General features: G+C 50.3%; 18 protein-coding genes and 1 tRNA gene. 14 read left to right on the forward strand and 5 right to left on the reverse strand.

Annotated elements, in window-relative coordinates:
• Positions 1-78 precede the first annotated feature (78 nt).
• The gene (locus AB6B37_RS01510; RefSeq protein WP_371397131.1) at positions 79-897 is read left to right on the forward strand and encodes a hypothetical protein; all 819 of its coding nucleotides are present in this window, start codon (positions 79-81) and stop codon (positions 895-897) included.
• A gap of 17 nt (positions 898-914) precedes the next feature.
• On the opposite strand, the gene AB6B37_RS01515 is transcribed toward AB6B37_RS01510, so the two are convergent.
• Positions 915-2,810 carry a DUF885 family protein gene (locus AB6B37_RS01515; protein WP_371397133.1) on the reverse strand — a complete coding sequence of 632 codons (1,896 nt, stop codon included), beginning with the start codon at positions 2,808-2,810 and terminating at the stop codon, positions 915-917.
• A gap of 208 nt (positions 2,811-3,018) precedes the next feature.
• Here AB6B37_RS01515 and AB6B37_RS01520 point away from each other — a divergent pair, with 208 nt between their 5' ends.
• The 6 genes from AB6B37_RS01520 (at position 3,019) to AB6B37_RS01545 (ending at position 7,521) form a co-directional block, all read left to right on the forward strand.
• Positions 3,019-3,429: a hypothetical protein gene (locus AB6B37_RS01520; protein WP_371397134.1), complete on the forward strand. Its 411-nt coding sequence runs from the start codon at positions 3,019-3,021 to the stop codon at positions 3,427-3,429.
• Positions 3,430-3,855: 426 nt separating this feature from the next.
• A complete protein-coding gene (gene sdhC, locus AB6B37_RS01525; RefSeq protein WP_371397135.1) occupies positions 3,856-4,245 on the forward strand; it encodes a succinate dehydrogenase, cytochrome b556 subunit in 390 nt (129 codons plus the stop codon).
• On the forward strand, positions 4,245-4,583 hold the full coding sequence (locus AB6B37_RS01530) for a hypothetical protein (protein ID WP_371397136.1): 339 nt from the start codon (positions 4,245-4,247) through the stop codon (positions 4,581-4,583). The genes sdhC and AB6B37_RS01530 overlap by 1 nt, the downstream gene beginning before the upstream one ends.
• Positions 4,584-4,601: 18 nt before the next feature.
• Positions 4,602-6,386: a succinate dehydrogenase flavoprotein subunit gene (sdhA, locus tag AB6B37_RS01535; RefSeq protein WP_371397137.1), complete on the forward strand. Its 1,785-nt coding sequence runs from the start codon at positions 4,602-4,604 to the stop codon at positions 6,384-6,386.
• A 3-nt stretch (positions 6,387-6,389) separates the two neighbouring features.
• Complete coding sequence (locus AB6B37_RS01540; RefSeq protein WP_371397138.1) at positions 6,390-6,758, forward strand: hypothetical protein; 369 nt, start codon at positions 6,390-6,392, stop codon at positions 6,756-6,758.
• Between the two features lie 100 nt (positions 6,759-6,858).
• Positions 6,859-7,521, forward strand: coding sequence for a hypothetical protein (locus AB6B37_RS01545; RefSeq protein ID WP_371397139.1), 663 nt, complete (start codon positions 6,859-6,861; stop codon positions 7,519-7,521).
• Between the two features lie 76 nt (positions 7,522-7,597).
• On the opposite strand, the gene AB6B37_RS01550 is transcribed toward AB6B37_RS01545, so the two are convergent.
• A complete protein-coding gene (locus tag AB6B37_RS01550) occupies positions 7,598-8,629 on the reverse strand; it encodes a DUF3137 domain-containing protein (protein WP_371397140.1) in 1,032 nt (343 codons plus the stop codon).
• 98 nt (positions 8,630-8,727) lie between these two features.
• On the opposite strand from AB6B37_RS01550, the gene AB6B37_RS01555 reads away from it, so the two are divergent.
• The 5 genes from AB6B37_RS01555 (at position 8,728) to tgt (ending at position 13,668) form a co-directional block, all read left to right on the forward strand.
• Complete coding sequence (locus AB6B37_RS01555) at positions 8,728-9,264, forward strand: hypothetical protein (RefSeq protein ID WP_371397141.1); 537 nt, start codon at positions 8,728-8,730, stop codon at positions 9,262-9,264.
• Between the two features lie 241 nt (positions 9,265-9,505).
• On the forward strand, positions 9,506-10,753 hold the full coding sequence (locus AB6B37_RS01560; protein ID WP_371397142.1) for a hypothetical protein: 1,248 nt from the start codon (positions 9,506-9,508) through the stop codon (positions 10,751-10,753).
• Between the two features lie 6 nt (positions 10,754-10,759).
• Complete coding sequence (locus tag AB6B37_RS01565) at positions 10,760-11,299, forward strand: hypothetical protein (protein WP_371397143.1); 540 nt, start codon at positions 10,760-10,762, stop codon at positions 11,297-11,299.
• A 189-nt stretch (positions 11,300-11,488) separates the two neighbouring features.
• The gene (gene queA / locus AB6B37_RS01570; RefSeq protein WP_371397144.1) at positions 11,489-12,547 is read left to right on the forward strand and encodes a tRNA preQ1(34) S-adenosylmethionine ribosyltransferase-isomerase QueA; all 1,059 of its coding nucleotides are present in this window, start codon (positions 11,489-11,491) and stop codon (positions 12,545-12,547) included.
• Positions 12,544-13,668, forward strand: coding sequence for a tRNA guanosine(34) transglycosylase Tgt (gene tgt, locus AB6B37_RS01575; protein ID WP_371397146.1), 1,125 nt, complete (start codon positions 12,544-12,546; stop codon positions 13,666-13,668). The genes queA and tgt overlap by 4 nt, the downstream gene beginning before the upstream one ends.
• Before the next feature lie 252 nt (positions 13,669-13,920).
• On the opposite strand, the gene AB6B37_RS01580 is transcribed toward tgt, so the two are convergent.
• The 3 genes from AB6B37_RS01580 to AB6B37_RS01590 all read right to left on the reverse strand — a co-directional run bounded on the left by AB6B37_RS01580 (position 13,921) and on the right by AB6B37_RS01590 (position 15,770).
• Entirely contained in the window at positions 13,921-14,583 is a 663-nt protein-coding gene (locus AB6B37_RS01580) for a hypothetical protein (RefSeq protein WP_371397147.1), read from the reverse strand.
• Positions 14,580-14,909, reverse strand: coding sequence for a hypothetical protein (locus AB6B37_RS01585; protein ID WP_371397148.1), 330 nt, complete (start codon positions 14,907-14,909; stop codon positions 14,580-14,582). Before AB6B37_RS01585 ends, AB6B37_RS01580 begins: the two co-directional genes overlap by 4 nt.
• A gap of 294 nt (positions 14,910-15,203) precedes the next feature.
• Complete coding sequence (locus AB6B37_RS01590; RefSeq protein ID WP_371397149.1) at positions 15,204-15,770, reverse strand: hypothetical protein; 567 nt, start codon at positions 15,768-15,770, stop codon at positions 15,204-15,206.
• A 79-nt stretch (positions 15,771-15,849) separates the two neighbouring features.
• On the opposite strand from AB6B37_RS01590, the gene AB6B37_RS01595 reads away from it, so the two are divergent.
• Positions 15,850-15,925 (forward strand) — tRNA-Lys (locus tag AB6B37_RS01595).
• Between the two features lie 273 nt (positions 15,926-16,198).
• Positions 16,199-17,545 (forward strand): OmpA family protein, encoded by a 1,347-nt coding sequence (locus AB6B37_RS01600; RefSeq protein ID WP_371397150.1) that lies wholly within the window; start codon positions 16,199-16,201, stop codon positions 17,543-17,545.
• Positions 17,546-17,651: the final 106 nt, after the last annotated feature.

Here is a 17,651-nt window from a genome sequence, read left to right on the forward strand (position 1 = left end):
AGTGAAAGCTGGGCCTGCCTCTGAAGGGCAACCCTGATGCGCTTGTCGTGTCAGGGTTTCTTATGTGTAGGTGTAATAATGATGATGAAAAAGACCCTTATTGTGTCGATAATGACCTTGCCGCTTGCCTCTTGCGGCTGGTGGGACGGGGCCTTTGCGCCGTATTACGCCTTTCCCGCTCAAACTGCCTCATACGGGACGTATGCCTATGCCCCCACGCCGCAAACTGCGCCGGGGCAGATTGATCGTCGCCGCGCCAAGGGCGTGGTCAGCCTAGAGGGTGGTATTGGCGCCGATTTCATTGCGGGTGGGCAGTTGATTGACGCCGGTAATGCCCGCATCGCGACGGGGGCCGTGCCGCAAAACCTGGCGATGAGCGACGCCTTTGGCACGGGCACGCGCTTTGACGCGACCGCCACCTACCCAGTCTCTGAAAACCGTTATTTTACAGGCACAGCCTACCGCACGACCCATGACGGCAAAGCCGTTAATCTTCGGACACAGACAGGCACGCCCTTGGTTGGGCAATTATCTGATTACCGCGCGCACGGCGTTGAATTTGGCCTGCGCCAATATGCACCCAACCCGCGCTATGTCGTCCACCCCTTTATTGAAGGCCGCGTTGGCGGGGCCTATGTTGACGGGGTCAGCCTTGATCAAGGCGTGTCCCGCACGGCGTTATTTAATAGCGGTTGGGTGCCAACAGGGGCAGTAGTTGTCGGGTTTGAAGCCCCAACATCGAACCGCTTCACCGTCGGAATGGAAACGGGTATTCGCTACCAAGGACGGCTCGGCGCAACGCCGCAACCGCTCAGCCGTGACGTCACAGGGGCCGCCCGCGCATCAGGCAGCTTGATTAGCGTACCTGTTGTGTTACGCGGACGTTACCGATTTTAGGGTGTCAAAGTCAGAGCTTAGGGTGCTTTGACCGTATTTACCGTCTCTGATTTTTCAGAGGCTATCCAGCGGTCAATTTTCTCTTCCAGGATTGCAAGAGATACACCACCGTCAAGCAAAACAGCATCGTGGAAATCCCGGATAGAGAAATCATCCCCAAGCGCGTCTTCGGCGCGTTCACGCAACTCGACAATCTTAAGCTCGCCAATTTTATAGGCCAGCGCTTGCCCAGGCCAACTCATATAACGGTCGACTTCGGTCTTGATATTAGCTGGCGCGAGGGCGGAGTTTTCAAAGAAACAAGCCTCGGCCTGCTCGCGCGTCCAGCCTTTGTAATGCATGCCTGTATCGACAACCAAACGGCAAGCGCGCCACATTTCATAAGTCAGGCGGCCAAAATGCTCATAGGGTGTTTTATAAAGCCCCATTTCTTCAACTAAGCGCTCAGAATAAAGCCCCCAGCCTTCGCCAAAGGCATTGGGATAGAGGCTCTGGCGGAAGCGCGGGACGTCCGTCATTTCTTGGGCGAGGCTAATCTGGTGGTGATGACCGGGCACACCTTCATGGGCGGTTAGGGCCGGCAGATTATAAAGCGGGCGCTGGGGTAGGTTAGACGTGTTGACCACATAATGCCCCGCCTTACCCGTCGTCGGATTACCGTTCCAATACCGACCCGTTGTGTAGTTTTCTGCAATCTCTTTGGGCACAGGCATGACGCCGTAAGACAGGCGCGGCAGCGTTCTGAAAAACTCTGGCATTTTGCCGTCAATTTGTTTGGCGAGCCAGGCCGCCTCTTTTAGCAGTTCTTCCTCAGAGGTGGCGTAAAATATCGGGTCATTGCGCAGATAATCGACAAATTCAGCAAAGGTGCCGTTAAAGCCGACGTCCTCAATAATGGCGTCCATTTGCGCGCGAATGCGGGTGACCTCGGATAGGCCGATATTGTGTACCTCTTCGGGCGTAATATCTAGCGTGGTAAAATAACGGGTCAGCGCTTCGTAATAGGCGCGCCCTTCGGGGGTTGTGCCAACCCCCGCAACGGTGCGGGCCTTGGGCATATATTCATTTTCCAAAAACGCGGCCAGATCTTTATAAGCGGGAATAACCGCCATATCGATAGCCGCTTTTCCAAGGGCTTTCAGACGCTTTTGCTCTGCTGGCTCGATGCTGTCAGGCATGGATTTAAAGGGCTCGTAAAAGGAATGACGCTCGGCAGAGCCTTTGGCATAGGTTTGGACGGTCTCTAGGATGCCCGGCATGATGTCAGCGGACGCCGTTACGCCCGTCTCAATACCGCGTTTCATATTAGCCCTGTGCTGGCGAAAATAGCGCGGGATATCGGACAGACGCGCGGCATAGGCCTCGAAATCATCGGATGTCTCGAAACTCGTCTGACGGCTAATATAGCTCATTTCGTTAAAAAAGCCGCTGTCATTGGTGAACGGGATGCGGGCCTCGTCAAAGTCAGCCAGCAATAAACGCTGGTCAATCACAAAGCCGAGCAAGTCAAAATTCATTTGTTGTTTGGCGTCCATAGGCAGGTCAGCTAGCGCGCTATGGCGGCCTTTGAAACGGCGGAATTTATCAAAGCCGATTTCGATTTGCTCTGGGCTAACATCGGGCATACGGCGCAGTGCATCACGGTCGCCTTCTGATCCTGCGCTGATGGGGTTACCCATCGTCATAGCTTGTTCAAAATCTGCGATTAATTTATCCAGCGTATCAGAAATGCGGCATTCGCGTTCGCCGTCGACAATAATCACAGCACCTTCGGGACAGAACGGCATTGGCATGGTGGTTGTTACGGGCGCTTGTTGCGCGGCTGCAAACGGCGCGCTCAGAAGCAAAGTCGCCGACAGCAAAAGATAGCGCATAGGGGATTGAAGAGACAAAGGAGAGGAAAAAAAGGTCACAATATATCCAAAGGTTTATTGTTAAGGCTAAGGGCTTCTAAGACGCTTGCCTTGCGACAACAAGCCTTTCCATACACAAGGGAGGAGAGAACCACTCAAATTTTGTTCTTTTATGCGATTTGCTGTAAAATCAAAAAAAAATGTTGATTTATATTTAGGGGGGGGGGGGGGGATAAGTTGTAGTTATCTTGTTTGCTCGGAGTTTATTATGATGGATGCGTTCGATAGTTTTTTTGGTGACATAACAGATCCCGATGAATGGCTGGACTGGGGTGGTCAACAGTGGGAGTGGGAATGGATGCAGAATGATCAGACTGTCGCAGATAATATGCTAGAAGCGGGGCATATCACAGATGGTTTCTACGATTTGATCAGTAACCCCACTGCAACAATGGATGTAGTCATAGCTGAGGCCTGTCTCTGCCCTGACTTCGCTGATTCAATGAGAGATTTTTTCGACATCAATGACAATGGCACTGACCTGGATGAAGCCGCTACAGTCTTACAAATAGTATCGTTGGTTGGCCTGGCCTTGACTGCATCAAACCCTGTAGGACTAGGTATATTCGTAGCGATTGGCATCTTGGGCCTCATTGCTGAATACGTGGCCGAGAGTTAGCTAGAAAGAAGTAATAGTGAAAAAGGAAATAATTGTGGGACATCGCGGAAGTTTCGATAAAGTCAGCCTAACTTTATTCTTAATTTGTTTTTCTATTCTGTTGTACAATGCCATCAGACGTTATGTTGTAGGGGCTGAGGGAGTACCATTTTTTATTTTCGCTATTTTCTTTTTATTTTTTTGTCTTTACAAAATTTATCGCGTTTTTGCAGACCGCAAGAAAAATATACAAAAGTTTAATGAACGTTGAATGCATATTAGGTTTTTAAGCTAACGATATCAGTCCGGCAGTTCAAATCTTCCCTATTATTTAATGATAGACTTCCCAATAGGTGGTCTAAACTCCTTTATTTACCGTTGACTCGGTCACGCGTGGGGCTAGTTTGCGCCCAACGTCGAACCCGACAAAAATAAAGGACTTCCCCTATGGCTGGACAATGGAATGATAAGCGCCCGATGGCACCTCACTTGCAAATCTGGCGTTGGCATCCCGCGATGCTTAGCTCTATTTTACACCGCGCAACGTCTATGATTTGCTATGTAGCCCTGATTATTGTGGGTCTAGCGATGCTAAGCTTGGCGCTGACAGGGTCATTACCGCTGTCTAATTTGATTTATTCGCCATTGGGCGCGATTGGACTTTTCGTTTTTTTATTCTCGTTTTTATTCATGTCTTTGGCCCAATTACGGCATTTGGTTTGGGACCAAGGCTTGATGATGGAACCAGCCAGCAATAACCGTGTGTCATATCTGATGATACTCCTTAGCATTATCGGTGCGGCGGTGTTGACACTCGCAATTTCAGGAGGCGTATAATGGCTCACGGTAAAGGAACAAAGCATCACAAGCTGCACAGCTATGTTGGCGCGGGTACAATTATCGGCCTCGGCCCTGTTATCATGCAAGTGTCTATGGCGGCCCCACGGCGCGAGCGCGGCTTTACAGAGTGGTTATCGACCCCTGCGGGTGCACTAGGGTTCCTCGCGTTTTTCACAGCGGCCATTTGGTATTGTAAGTTAGAATTTGACGAAGTGATTATGGATTACTTCGACGGTGGGACGCGCGCTTTTGGCCTATTGGCGAACCGCATCGTGCCCTTTATCGTATGGGCTGTAACGGTTTACGCCGTCGTTAAAATGGCATTTTTGGGCTAAGCGCTTAAGGGAAATAATATGACTGAATGGATTGATCATACATATGACGTTGTCGTTGTCGGTGCGGGTGGTTCTGGCCTTCGCGCCACACTGGGTGCGGCGCAAGCAGGCTTAAAGACGGCCTGTGTCACCAAAGTATTCCCAACGCGCAGCCACACAGTCGCAGCCCAAGGCGGCATCGCGGCCTCTCTTGGCAATATGGGCCCAGATGACTGGAAGTGGCATATGTATGACACGGTCAAAGGGTCAGATTGGCTTGGTGACCAAGACAGTATTGAATATCTTTGCCGTCACGCGCCTGACGCGGTCTATGAGCTAGAGCATTGGGGTATGCCGTTCTCTCGCACAGAAGAAGGCAAGATTTATCAGCGTCCCTTTGGCGGTATGATGCAAAATATGGGTCAAGGCCCCGAAGCCCAGCGTACATGCGCGGCGGCTGACCGTACGGGTCATGCTATGCTGCATACGCTTTACGGCCAAAGCCTGCGCCGCCAAGCGGAGTTCTTCATTGAATATTTCGCGCTTGATTTGATCATGGAAGACGGCGTCTGTCGGGGTATTACAGCGTGGAAATTGGATGACGGCACATTGCACCGTTTCCAAGCCCAAACGGTAATCCTCGCAACAGGCGGTTATGGCCGTGTATTTTTCTCTGCCACATCTGCCCATACTTGTACGGGTGACGGCAATGCTATGGTGCTTCGCGCAGGTCTACCCGTCCAGGATATGGAGTTCATTCAGTTCCACCCCACGGGCATTTACGGTGCGGGTTGCCTGATTACCGAAGGCTCTCGCGGGGAAGGCGGCTACCTCACCAATTCAGAGGGCGAGCGGTTCATGGAACGCTACGCCCCGTCGGCCAAAGATCTCGCCTCGCGCGATGTTGTCTCGCGCGCGATGACCATTGAAATTCGCGAAGGTCGCGGTGTCGGCCCTGACAAAGACCATATTTACTTGCATTTGGATCACCTCGATCCGCAAGTGTTGGCTGACCGTTTGCCAGGTATCTCTGAAACGGCGCGCATTTTTGCGGGTGTTGACGTGACCAAGGAACCCATTCCCGTCTTGCCGACCTGCCACTATAATATGGGCGGTATTCAGACCAATTATCACGGCGAAGTCTTGACCAAAAAAGGCAAAAATCCAGACGCCGTTGTGCCAGGCTTGATGGCTGTTGGCGAAGCGGCGTGTGTGTCTGTGCATGGTGCGAACCGTCTGGGCTCTAATAGCCTGATCGACTTGGTTGTTTTCGGCCGCGCAGCAGGTCTTCGCGTCGGCGAAATCCTAACCCCTAACGCGCCGCAAAAACCGCTGGCCGCCAATGCGGGTGAGGCCTCGATTGAGCGTATGGAGCGTTTCCGTAACGCCAAAGGCGCGAATAAAACCGCTGATATCCGTCTAAAGCTACAGCGCGCGATGCAAGATCACTGCGCCGTCTTCCGCACAGAGGACAGCCTGTCTGAAGGCGTCAAGAAAGTGACGGAAATCGCGGGGCTGATTGACGATGTCTCTGTGACGGATACTACGCTGGTCTGGAACACTGACCTGATGGAAACGCTGGAGCTTGATAACCTTGTCTCCCAAGCCATGGTTACAATCGCATCCGCCGACAACCGCAAAGAATCGCGGGGTGCCCACGCGCATGAGGATTATCCAGACCGCAATGACAAGAAATGGATGAAGCACACGCTCGCGTGGTATGATGATAAGACCAACACTGTCAAAATTGATTACCGCCCCGTGCATGACTTCACCATGTCCGACGCGATTGATTATATTCAGCCAAAAAAGCGGGTGTATTAAATCATGCTCAGCGGCGCGGATTTATATCTTGCCGCTGCAACCATCGTTATAATTATTCTGGCGCTCATCCACTCTATTGTGGGTGAGCGTCTTTTATTTAAGCCCTACCGTACACATCCGCCTGGCGGTATGCCGAGACGATATTGGGGTATTATTTGGGCCAGTTGGCACGGTGTCTCACTTTTCGCATTGGCTCTAGCTGGGGTCGTATTCAGCTATATTGGCGCAACGTCCACGCCTTTTGTGCTCATGTTTTTTGCTTTTACACTGTGCGTGTTTAGCGGTTTGATTGCTTTTGGCACGCGGTTTCGTCACCCGGCATGGGCTGCGTTTTTGGGTCTTGCGGCGCTTTTACTGCTGGCGCTGCGTTAATCATTCTCTCCCAATCATGACAGTATCGTCATAATTTGTGACACAAAGTTGCCATGATATAGGCTATATCTAGGGCATCAACTTCATGGGAGATACCATTATGAAACATCTTAAAACCCTTACAATGCTAAGCGCTGCTGTGCTTATAGGCTATAGCGCGCCGAGCTTTGCGCAAGACACAGACATGATCAAAGACAAAGCCATTGATATGGCCAAGGACAAGGTCAAGGACAAAGCCACCAATATAGCGACCGAAAAAGCGGGCGATATGGCCGGGACTGCCGCTGGTAAAGGCGTCGATATGGGCGCTGATATGATGAAAGGTAAATCCGCCAAAGACGCCGCCATGGACGCTGCGATGGACAGCGGCAAAGACAAAATGAAATCAGAGACGGGTATGTCTGGTGATGTGATGGGCGCCGTTTTGGGCACGTCATCAACCACTGATATGGCGACGGATGCTGTTGGCTCTATGTCGACAGACGAAAAAATGAAAGCGGGTAAAATCATGTTAAAAGGCGGGTCTGCCCAAGACGCCGCCAAAGCCGTCGCCAAAGACCGCGCCAAAGATAAAATGATGGATACCGCCAAAGGCATGCTGAGCAAGCAGATGAGCAGCGAGACCAGTTCTACAATGGAAACAGCCCCCATGGTGGAGACCGCTCCTGCATCGACGACTGTCATGGTCAGTTGCCCCAGCGGCACCACGGCCCAACCCAACGGCACTTGCATGATTACGGGTGACTATGAGGGCGGCAACTAAGGCTCCCATCCTCAAAATTTAAATCTATTGAATGCCGTTCCTACACAGATGGGGGCGGCATTTATTGTTTGTCCATTTATGAAGCGTGAAGGCGTTTGTTCTTCGCGCTCAATAATGAAAGCTGATCAACAATCGATAGTATTTGCGCAATCTCGTCTCGCAGCGACATTAATTCGGTCTCGTCTGTCGCGGGAATGTCGATCTTGGCGGGCTCAAAATGATTGGTGCTGCTTTCAATTAAAATCAGCACGTGATCATCGTAAAATGACGCGGTCAAGCTGTCGCCATTAAACTCGCCTTGCATGACTTTTAGGTTTTCCATAATCACAGGGTCGATCAAATAGCGTGCCTCTGTTTGGTCTGTGGTGAACACATCAAACATCCGCTCAAACTCTAGATCAACAAAGTTTGCACGCTTCAGGCCTGATATTTTTGCCTTGGCCCATGCGCCGACGGATGTTTTGTCTTTGACGATGATTGTATGCCCTGAAAAAGGTTTGGTTCCACCGCTAAGAAGAACGGCCAAACCGTTAAAGACTGTGACTGTGCGTTTGCCTGATTTTTTGGTCAGTTTAATCTCTGATAAATCAATCGACACGCCCTTATAAAGCCCGGAAAAATGATCTTCGGAATTATAGCCACTATGGCCGGGCACAATGCCCGACGGCTTCATCGCCCGCATCGGGATTTTGCCTTTGACGTCATAGGTGAAGTCGCCAAACAGCCGCGCAATCTCTGGCAAAATTTTGGTTTTATAGGCTTTGGCATATTGGCGTTTGGGAATGGTGACCCAAAACCATAGCGCGCCAAGCACGACCAATGTTAACCCCGCCGCTCCGTCATCGCTGCTGCGTTGTAGCATCAACAGCCAGTAATCAATGAAACCGAGCACGGGTGTCAGGATAGCCGCCGTCGGAATGGCGAGTTTTTTACGGCGTTTAAAAACCGCGAATTTTTCAACTCTAATATCCTCTAACGCGTCCAGTTTTGGACGACACCGCGCTAAAAAGTCTGCTTCGGACAGTGTATTGGAACCCACATCTGCCTCTACGGGCGGCACTTTTGATGACGTAGGCGGGTGGCGCCGTTTTCCAAAAGTTTTCCTCATAAAGACATCATAGCGGTAATATCTTAAAACGACGTTGCCTCGCCCCCATTATTCACAAAAGCCGTAGCCCCAGCAACGCCGTTTTGCTAGGAAAGGGCATGACCGATTTAAACATAACCCACACCCCGCTGACCCCATGGCCCGTGCGCCCTGTCGCTGACCCGCGCCGCGCAAAACAACCGCAATTTATGGACGGCATGTGCGAAATTTTAAAATATGAAGGCCCAATGCAGGCCCTGCACCTGTTCCAAAGCTATGCCAAGGCAGGCGGCTTGATGAAGGTGACGGCGGGCACACGCTCACTCTTTGTGCGCGCGTTAAAACAAGGCGTCAAAGACGGGCTTATCGCGCTAGACCGTGAAACAGATTCTGAAGTATCGGACGACGATGACCCCGTCGGCTGGGTCCTGCGCTTGCCCGACACGCCCTTGGTCATTGTGCGCACATTAGGTGACCGCAGCTTTGCTGAAATCCCGACAAGCGAGCTAGCCGCGTTAATCCTCGACATCCGCGCACAAGACGACATGTTGGGCCGCGAGGACATTTACCGCGCTGTGCTGGAACATTACGGATTACAGAAGTTGACGGCGCTTGTACGGCGCAGACTCGATCACGTGCTGGCAGCGTATTTTTAAGGAGCTATAGGGCAGAGCGATAGCATGAAGGCTCTAGGTCAGGGGAGGGGGGCTAGCATAAGTTTGGTGTTTTAAGTTAGCTGGGATTAAGTCACGATAATCCTCATTGCGGACATTAGCCTCACAGCCTAGAACGCCAAGGATTAGACATTTTTCTTTTCGACGAGGAGGTGAAGGGAAAACAAGTTACTTACTAAGAGTTCAATGATATGGTTAGAGGCAAACAAGAAAAGAAGATTAGATGACCGAGTTAAAAACAGTTGATGAGGAAACAACCGCCCCTCCGCCTACTATAAAATTAGCTGAGGAGTTTTTGGAATCCTATAAGGTTATCGAAACAGAAAGTGGTGCAGATATATTGCTGCACAGGGATGCCAAAAGCAATGCTTTCTACATAACTTGTCACCTCTACGGAAACGATATAGCAGAATCGTCAGACCTAAATGCTTCTATCGACGCAGACGATGAAAATAATTACAAACTAAACAGAGACCTGCATAGAGATAAGTCAGCATTTGTTAAAATGAAGAGTGATGCAACAGCGGGACGTAGTTTTGAAGATTTAGTTCTTGAATATGACCCTTCGTACAATGAAGGCGAGCCGTTGAAGGTATATGGCGGTCAACATCGAGTAGAAGCTATTAAAGCTGCTTTTTTAGAAGATATATCAGTTCCTCACGGAGTTCGAGTGTACTTTAACCTAACTCAGGAACAAAAAGTAGAAATTGCTCTAATAAATAACACTTCAATTGCAGTCTCGAATGACCTTCTTGATAGAATGAGTGAGCATTTAGCCGGACCAGAGTTAAGGGATTGGTGCCATAAATCTGAATTATTGCCTGATGGAATGGACTTCAAAGATAAAGGCGACGCAGTTTACCCCACCGTAAGAATAGCAAGAACTCTCATATTGAATTTTGAAAAAGGCAAGCATGGTGATGCTACTGGAATTAACGAAGCACGACTAGCTAAAGCTGGAGGTACGGATGACGAATTTGATTCTATTAGAGAGAATATTGTGTGGTCCGATAAAAAGCTTCTCGAGATGGGAAAGGCTTTCGCCAAATTACATAATTCTCAAATGAATGCGGTTAAACAATCCGATGGAAAACTGGCCGCACAATATAGTAAGAAAGCTTTATCGCTGTCTGTAGTCGCCAGCTGGGCATTTGCGGCGGGGCTCTTCCAAAGCTCTCCCAAAAACTTAAAAACTTTATATAATTTACCAGAAAACTCACCTGTTAAACTAGATCCACTAAATGCTAAGGCGTTATCAGAGGCTAGGTTATCTGGTGTAGACCCGGATAATTATCGCGGTCTTGGTACACGTGTAAGCTCTACAGAGATTGGGCGCATGCTCGAGGTTTTCATTTTATTATGCGACAAAGATAAAACAAAAATCTCTAAAGACTTAGCAAATGCTGCAATTTCGAATTTTGAATTCAAGAGAAATAAAAAATCAAACGAAGAACGTTTGAAGAAATTGTAATCAACTATGTTTGAGGATTACCTTGCAGATGCTCGTTTCTTTATTGACAATTCACCGAGAGAATCAACTGTAGAAGAAGTTTTTTATAGATATCGACGTGCCGCAATATTTGCGACAGCAAGCGCTTTTGAGGGGTACGTAAACCACATCGCTGAAAACCATGAAACAGCCGAAAGTTTTGATTCACTTGGTTTGGATTTCCTAAATGACAAAGTTACCAGAATTAACCCTAAAAATTCCAAGCAGGAAAGAGTTGATCATTTCAACACTATTGAAAGCAAGATCAATTTACTAATTTTCATTTCAGGTGCTGATAAAAGTAAGATCAAAGGTAGCTTGCCGTGGGAACAATTTTCCGCTTTCAAACGATTTCGCAACGACTTAGTTCACCCCAGAATAAAGGCGAATGAATTTGACGTACAATTATATGAAACTGCTAGCAAAGATGGCTTATCTTCAACCATTTATTTAATAAACGAAATTTCTTTGTCGTTGTATGGCCGAAAAATTCGTAGGAAAATCTTCGAACTTGGTGAAGGTCTGTGAGGTCAGGCTATCTCGAATATTTCTGCTAAATTACACAGGAGCTAATGTCTGCAATGCCCCCATGGCAGAAACAGCTACCTGTTATATTGCTTCCACTATCTGCCTTTGCGTTTGCTCCCACCTTCACCCACCCACCTATTCGCACCCTATCCACTTGCCCAAATCCGCCTGTGCCGCTAAAGCCCCCGCATGAATGTAGACCAGTTTGATTTTGAGCTTCCGGATCGTGCGATTGCGCTTCGGCCTGCGCGTCCGCGTGATAGCGCGAAGCTGTTGCATGTGGCCCCGGACGGTGCGCTGTCTGACCATATTGTGCGGGACTTAGCGAGCCTTCTGAGTGCAGGGGATGTGCTGGTGTTAAACGATACGCGGGTGTTGCCTGCGGCGATGACAGCGACCCGTCCTGCGCGCGAACACGGCGGCGGGGGTGACGTCACGGTGGGCGTAAATTTGCATAAATGCGAAGCACCGGATCGCTGGCGGGCGTTTGTGCGTCCTGCAAAACGGTTAAAAAATGGCGACATCATTCACTTCTCTGACCGCCTGTCTGCGACCGTATCGGACAAGCGCGACGGCGGCGATCTGGCGCTGAGCTTTAATGCCTCTGGCGAAGCGCTGACCGCCCAAGTTGAGAGCCTGGGCCATCCACCCTTGCCGCCCTATATCGCGCGTCAACGTGATCCCGATGCCCAAGATGTGGCGGATTATCAAACGGTTTACGCCGATGAAACGGGATCCGTGGCGGCCCCGACCGCAGGGCTACATTTCACGGATGCATTACTCGCCCAGCTTGACGCAATGGGTCTGCAGATTGAACGACTGACCCTCCATGTTGGGGCCGGGACGTTTCTGCCCGTAAAGTCTGGCTCGACCAATGAACACATCATGCATAGCGAATGGCGCACAATTTCAGAGGCGACCGCCGCGCGGATTAACGCTGCCAAAGATGAAGGTCGCCGCATCATTGCGGTCGGCACAACGGCGCTGCGCGCGCTCGAATCAGCCGCGCAAAACGGCCGCGTTGTGGCGCAAACAGGCGAGACGGATATCTTCATCACACCGGGATATGACTTTCAAATCATCGACGGCTTAATGACTAACTTTCACCTCCCGCGCAGCACGCTGTTCATGCTGGTCTCTGCCATTTGCGGGACAGAGCGGATGCAGACGGCTTATGCCCATGCGCTGGATAGCGGTTACCGATTTTATAGCTATGGCGACTCGAGCCTTCTTTGGAGAGCAGCATGAAGTTTCCCTTCGAGATTGCCGCCTTTGATGGGCAGGCGCGCACGGGTACGCTCAAAACGCCGCGCGGGGATATCCGCACGCCGGCCTTTATGCCTGTCGGTACTGCGGGCACGGTCAAGGGTGTTTATATGGACCAAGTCCGTGCGGCAGGCGCGGATATTATCTTAGGCAATACCTATCATTTGATGCTGCGGCCTGGGGCGGAGCGAGTGAAACGCCTTGGCGGACTGCATAAATTTGGTGGATGGGACGGGCCAATTTTGACAGATAGCGGCGGCTTTCAAGTCTGGTCATTATCAAAGCTTCGTAAAATGAGCGAGCAAGGGGTGGAATTTCAATCCCATCATGACGGGTCGAAACATATGCTGTCGCCCGAACGCAGCATTGAAATCCAAGCCGATTTGCTCGGCGCGGATATTTCGATGCAGCTTGATGAATGCACAGAGTTCCCGTCGCCCTATGACGCGGCAGCAAAATCGATGGAGCTATCCTTACGTTGGGGCCAACGCTCGCTCGCAGCCTTTGGTGAGCGGGACTCGCAAACGCTGTTCGCCATTGTTCAAGGATCGACCTTTCCAGAGCTTCGCAAAATGAGCGCAGAGGCCAGCGTGGCGGAGGCAACAGCGGGCGGCTACGGCGGTTTTGCGATTGGCGGTTTGGCGGTCGGCGAAGGGCACGACGCCATGTGCGAAACGATTGACGTGACTGTGCCCTATCTGCCCAAAGACCGTCCGCGCTATCTCATGGGGGTCGGCAAACCCGTTGACCTCGTCGAAGCGGTCGCGCGCGGCGTTGATATGTTTGATTGCGTCATTCCCACCCGCAGCGGCCGCCACGGCCAAGTCTGGACGGATGCAGGGCCGTATAACATCAAACGCGCCGAATTCGCCGAAGACCAAAGCCCGCTCGACGCCAGTTTTAATGTGGCCTGTTCAACCGATTATTCCAAAGCTTACGTCCATCACCTGATCCGCAGCGGTGAACTGCTCGGTGCGATGCTCCTGTCGTGGCACAATATCGCCTATTTCGAGGACCTCATGGCCCGTATGCGCGCCGCCATTGCCGCTGGCGAGTTTGAGGCGTTTCGCAAGACCTTTCACGCGGGGATGGTGAAGTCGTAGGATATGGTGTCGCTTTGGGCTGCTTTGGGGTAGGCAGAATTAAATATTAAGAGAGAGGCCTAAAACGCCCAAAGAAGGCCGCGGGTAATGTTTGAGGATACGGAAGTATTCGTCTAAAATAAGAAAGTGATCTAGTAACACTAATGTCTACCCTCGCTGAGGTCAGCCGTTAGGTCATGTAGGCTTGCGCAGCAAGAGGCATTTGCTACCGATTAAAGACATAGATTTCATCGCGGGTATTTTGACAGGGAATTATTCAGGCCAAAATCCAGCGTGGCGAACCTTTGTATAAAGCGTGTTGGATTGGTCATCTAGTACGCCCAAAAACAGAGCGCTCGGCCTCGGCTCGACTGGCGTGTCTTTGCATGAGGCAACCTCAAAGTCTTCTGCACGCCACGTTGACTTGTCCCTGCTGGCTTTTCCTTTTACGCGCCTGATGACATAGCAAAGGATAAGTCCTCTCTCGGCCGAGGTGCGGCCCAACTCGTCATAATATACTGGCTTCTCGCTTACATGGTTCCAGCCATCTGATTGTGGGATGGACCGAGAGATCTCTTGCCATGATTGCAACGAACTAAGGTGTGTTCGGCCAACGGGGACAGAATTTCGACTCAGGGTCAACGGCTTCCAAAGCGACGGATCAATTGCCGCCTTGCGATAGGATGAATAACCTTCCGGTGTAAATTGAACGGTGCCCTCCACAATGATTCCAGCTGTGTAGGCGTGAGGTCGAATAATATCAATAAAGCGGGCTGTATCCGGTACACGAAAGGTCTCGCGCATGACGGTCTCTGCGGCCTTTGTCTTTCCACCGGGAATAACGAAAATAATGACCAATAGAAAACCAGCCACAATGACAAAACCCAATGGTCCCGCTTTTCGCATGGCACTGAAAACGTCACGAGCGTGCATCATGACACTAAATTTGTCATAGACAATAATTTACGCGTAAACTTAACGATGAGTGACAGTACAGGAATGGCAAGCATGGAGAAAAGAAACGCGAAGATGAAGGCAAAGCCAGCCTCTTCATTTCGACCGATCAGAGCCAAAAGCCCCAGCCCGCCATACCAAATAATGCACGCGATACCAGTGGATCGCCAATCGCCCCAAGACGTCAAAAGCCCCAAAATAATTGGAATGACTAAAATGAGCACAATGAACCCGCCCAAGTCTCCCATGGGGGGTAAGGGTAGCTTCAAGACAAAATCCCATAAGGCGTTAAAGAAATCGCTAAACATAATATTAGCTCCCACGCAACTTTACACTATGAAGCCTTAATGAATAATTGTGAAATTCGAAGCGCAAATAATTGTCATCAATATACCAAACAGTTTTCAAGTACCCTTTTACTTTAATGAAATCAAATCGCTCAATTGTAAAACTCACTCCGGCTAATAGCGAACACCCCTTGAGCACCTTAAAATCGTACAATAAATGAGACACATGCTATTGTCCACAATACCCGTCGAACTGCCGAAACTGAGCGGCTTAAAATCGCCTCAAGTAAGACACCCATGAATACTCGTCTTTCACTAACGCAACCGTCCACTCGCCTTAAACCCGGGGCAACCGTTGGCGCTGCCCACACCAATCAAGAACCCCATACGTTCGCGGCCACGCTTGTCAGCCTCTAGCGCCTTTTTATCGCGGTAGGTCGCGCCGCTGGCAAAGCGGACGACGCCGCGAAAAGGGATAAGCGACGTGGCGACAGCTTTGGTGCCAACGTCGAGCGCATTGCCGACATTGCCGGCGCGTGTATCGCGGCGGTGGATTGTGCCGGGATTGCTACGTTGGTTTCGCTGTAGTGCTTCGTCTAGCGCGCGAACTTCCGCTAGGATGGCGGCGCAAGAGCGGTGCGTATCTGTGCCGTAGGGATTTTGCAGTGTCGCAAGTTGGTCTGGGATGCGCTTTGTCCCGATATTTAAGTCACGCATCGGTGTGGCTGCGGCATAGGGGACGTTGCGAATAGATTGTTTATACTCACTGTCAGGCATTGTCGGTAATTTAGGAACGGAGTGGCAAGCCCCCACCGCCAAAAGGACGGGCATTAGACCTAAAACACGAGCTAAATTTCGCGTTTTTTCAGATAAATCACTCATTGACTGCGTCTCTTCGTGTCTGTTTCATATTTAGGCTTGACCTGCTGTGCGCGCGCCCCTAGATACGCGCCTCAAATGGGAGCCTGTAGCTCAGCTGGTAGAGCAACTGACTTTTAATCAGTAGGTCCAGGGTTCGAATCCCTGCGGGCTCACCATTTTTACCGATTCACGACCTACCCACCAACTGTGCCAATATCGGGCCAAATTTGTGTCCAAATAATGGCGCAAATGCGACCTTTTTTGTGCCCTTTTTCAAACAGTGATGTATTTTCGCCACGCCTTTGATAATATTGTAAATTTTAAACAAACTTTGCGAATGCGGACTAGATTGTCGGAACATATTTCTGTATGAGGCATTCAGTAACAACAAGACCTTTGTGTCTGGTTAAACAAGAACAATGCGGATTTCCGCAAAAGGAGAATTCATCATGAAGCATCGTCTTCTACTCGCGCTTTCAACAGCCGCCCTTATGACTGTCCCGTCTCTTGCGTCTGCGCAAGATGATGCGGGTTGGTATGTCCGTGGTAATGTGGGTTACGGCACACATACTGATATTGACCTAACAGGCGACCTTGTTGGTGATGTTGAATCAGAAGGTAACATCGCGGGTTCCGTTGGTGTTGGTTATGATTTTGGCAACAACTGGCGTCTTGAAGGCGATCTAGCGCAGCTTTGGACCGACCTCGGCGCGATCAGCCAGCTTCCAAACACATCTGCCAAGTTAGAAACAAAGACAGCGTTTATTAACGCGATTTATGATTTCTCTGAATTTGGCCGTTGGGAACCTTACATTGGTGCGGGTCTTGGTCTTGTGCGTGGTAACACGACATTGACAGCCCATGACTTCCCAAGTGCATCACTGGGCACAGCGGGCGTGCAAAACGTCTCTAACCCTGCCTGTGTTGGCGCGGTTGCGTGTTCGTTCAAAGACGGTGACACAGGTCTTGGCTGGCAGTTGCTAGCGGGTCTTGGTTACCAGATCAGCGATAGCCTGACATGGGATACGCATTACCGTTACACAAATTCAAACAATCTTGATTTTGTTGGTACGAAAGCCCCGTCACTGGGCTCGACCTCTGCGGCTGCGGCGACAATGGAAAATGTTGGCGCACACGCTGTCATGACAGGGTTCCGTTACAAGTTCGGTCAAACCGGAACAAAAATGGTAAAAGTGCCGCTGCCAGCAGCGCCGCGCTCATACACATGTTGGGATGGCTCGTCTGTTCTGAACGCGGCAAACTGCCCAGCAGAGCCGCGCCCACAAATGCAGTGTTGGGACGGAACTATGGTTGAAGATGTTGCGCAGTGTCCAACACGCGAAACCTTTACATGTCCAGACGGTACATTGGTCTATGATCAAAACGAATGTGTCGCAACGCGCTCACTTCAAACGATTGGTGATCTTTGCGGTGCAGACCGTATGGAAATCATCTATTACGAGTTCAACAAAGCACGTTCAGCTGAAACACAGAATACAATCAACCGTATCCTTGATATCGGTGAATTCTGTAACGTCGATTCTGTTCTCGTAACAGGCCACACAGATGCCTCTGGTTCTGCAGCTTATAACTTGCGCTTGTCAGAGCGCCGCGCCAAAGACGCGCGCGATGAGTTAGTTGCCGAAGGTGTAGACGCCGCTAAGATTACATCACAAGGTATGGGTGAAACACAATTGTTCATCCCAACAGCCGATGGTGTGAAAGAGCAGCTTAACCGCCGTACAGAAGTGCTGATTCGCCTCAGCACGACTGGCGGAACAATGATGAGCAACTAAACGCTGTTTCTTTGGCCAATTAGGCCGATGTATAAAATCAAAAACGGCTCGCATTAGCGGGCCGTTTTTCTTTATGGGGATGGTGTGAAATTCTAAAGTCCCACAC

The organism is Fretibacter rubidus, assembly GCF_041429785.1.
GTDB classification, from domain to species: Bacteria; Pseudomonadota; Alphaproteobacteria; order Caulobacterales; family Maricaulaceae; genus Fretibacter; species Fretibacter rubidus.

Excerpts from the sequence above, each read along its gene's own strand:
- AB6B37_RS01510 (WP_371397131.1), top strand. The coding sequence starts at position 79 with ATGATGATGAAAAAGACCCTTATTGTGTCGATAATGACCTTGCCGCTT.
- AB6B37_RS01520 (WP_371397134.1), top strand. The coding sequence starts at position 3,019 with ATGATGGATGCGTTCGATAGTTTTTTTGGTGACATAACAGATCCCGAT.
- sdhC (WP_371397135.1), top strand. The coding sequence starts at position 3,856 with ATGGCTGGACAATGGAATGATAAGCGCCCGATGGCACCTCACTTGCAA.
- AB6B37_RS01530 (WP_371397136.1), top strand. The coding sequence starts at position 4,245 with ATGGCTCACGGTAAAGGAACAAAGCATCACAAGCTGCACAGCTATGTT.
- sdhA (WP_371397137.1), top strand. The coding sequence starts at position 4,602 with ATGACTGAATGGATTGATCATACATATGACGTTGTCGTTGTCGGTGCG.
- AB6B37_RS01540 (WP_371397138.1), top strand. The coding sequence starts at position 6,390 with ATGCTCAGCGGCGCGGATTTATATCTTGCCGCTGCAACCATCGTTATA.
- AB6B37_RS01545 (WP_371397139.1), top strand. The coding sequence starts at position 6,859 with ATGAAACATCTTAAAACCCTTACAATGCTAAGCGCTGCTGTGCTTATA.
- AB6B37_RS01550 (WP_371397140.1), bottom strand. The coding sequence starts at position 8,629 with ATGAGGAAAACTTTTGGAAAACGGCGCCACCCGCCTACGTCATCAAAA.
- AB6B37_RS01555 (WP_371397141.1), top strand. The coding sequence starts at position 8,728 with ATGACCGATTTAAACATAACCCACACCCCGCTGACCCCATGGCCCGTG.
- AB6B37_RS01560 (WP_371397142.1), top strand. The coding sequence starts at position 9,506 with ATGACCGAGTTAAAAACAGTTGATGAGGAAACAACCGCCCCTCCGCCT.
- AB6B37_RS01565 (WP_371397143.1), top strand. The coding sequence starts at position 10,760 with ATGTTTGAGGATTACCTTGCAGATGCTCGTTTCTTTATTGACAATTCA.
- queA (WP_371397144.1), top strand. The coding sequence starts at position 11,489 with ATGAATGTAGACCAGTTTGATTTTGAGCTTCCGGATCGTGCGATTGCG.
- tgt (WP_371397146.1), top strand. The coding sequence starts at position 12,544 with ATGAAGTTTCCCTTCGAGATTGCCGCCTTTGATGGGCAGGCGCGCACG.
- AB6B37_RS01580 (WP_371397147.1), bottom strand. The coding sequence starts at position 14,583 with ATGATGCACGCTCGTGACGTTTTCAGTGCCATGCGAAAAGCGGGACCA.
- AB6B37_RS01585 (WP_371397148.1), bottom strand. The coding sequence starts at position 14,909 with ATGTTTAGCGATTTCTTTAACGCCTTATGGGATTTTGTCTTGAAGCTA.
- AB6B37_RS01590 (WP_371397149.1), bottom strand. The coding sequence starts at position 15,770 with ATGAGTGATTTATCTGAAAAAACGCGAAATTTAGCTCGTGTTTTAGGT.
- AB6B37_RS01600 (WP_371397150.1), top strand. The coding sequence starts at position 16,199 with ATGAAGCATCGTCTTCTACTCGCGCTTTCAACAGCCGCCCTTATGACT.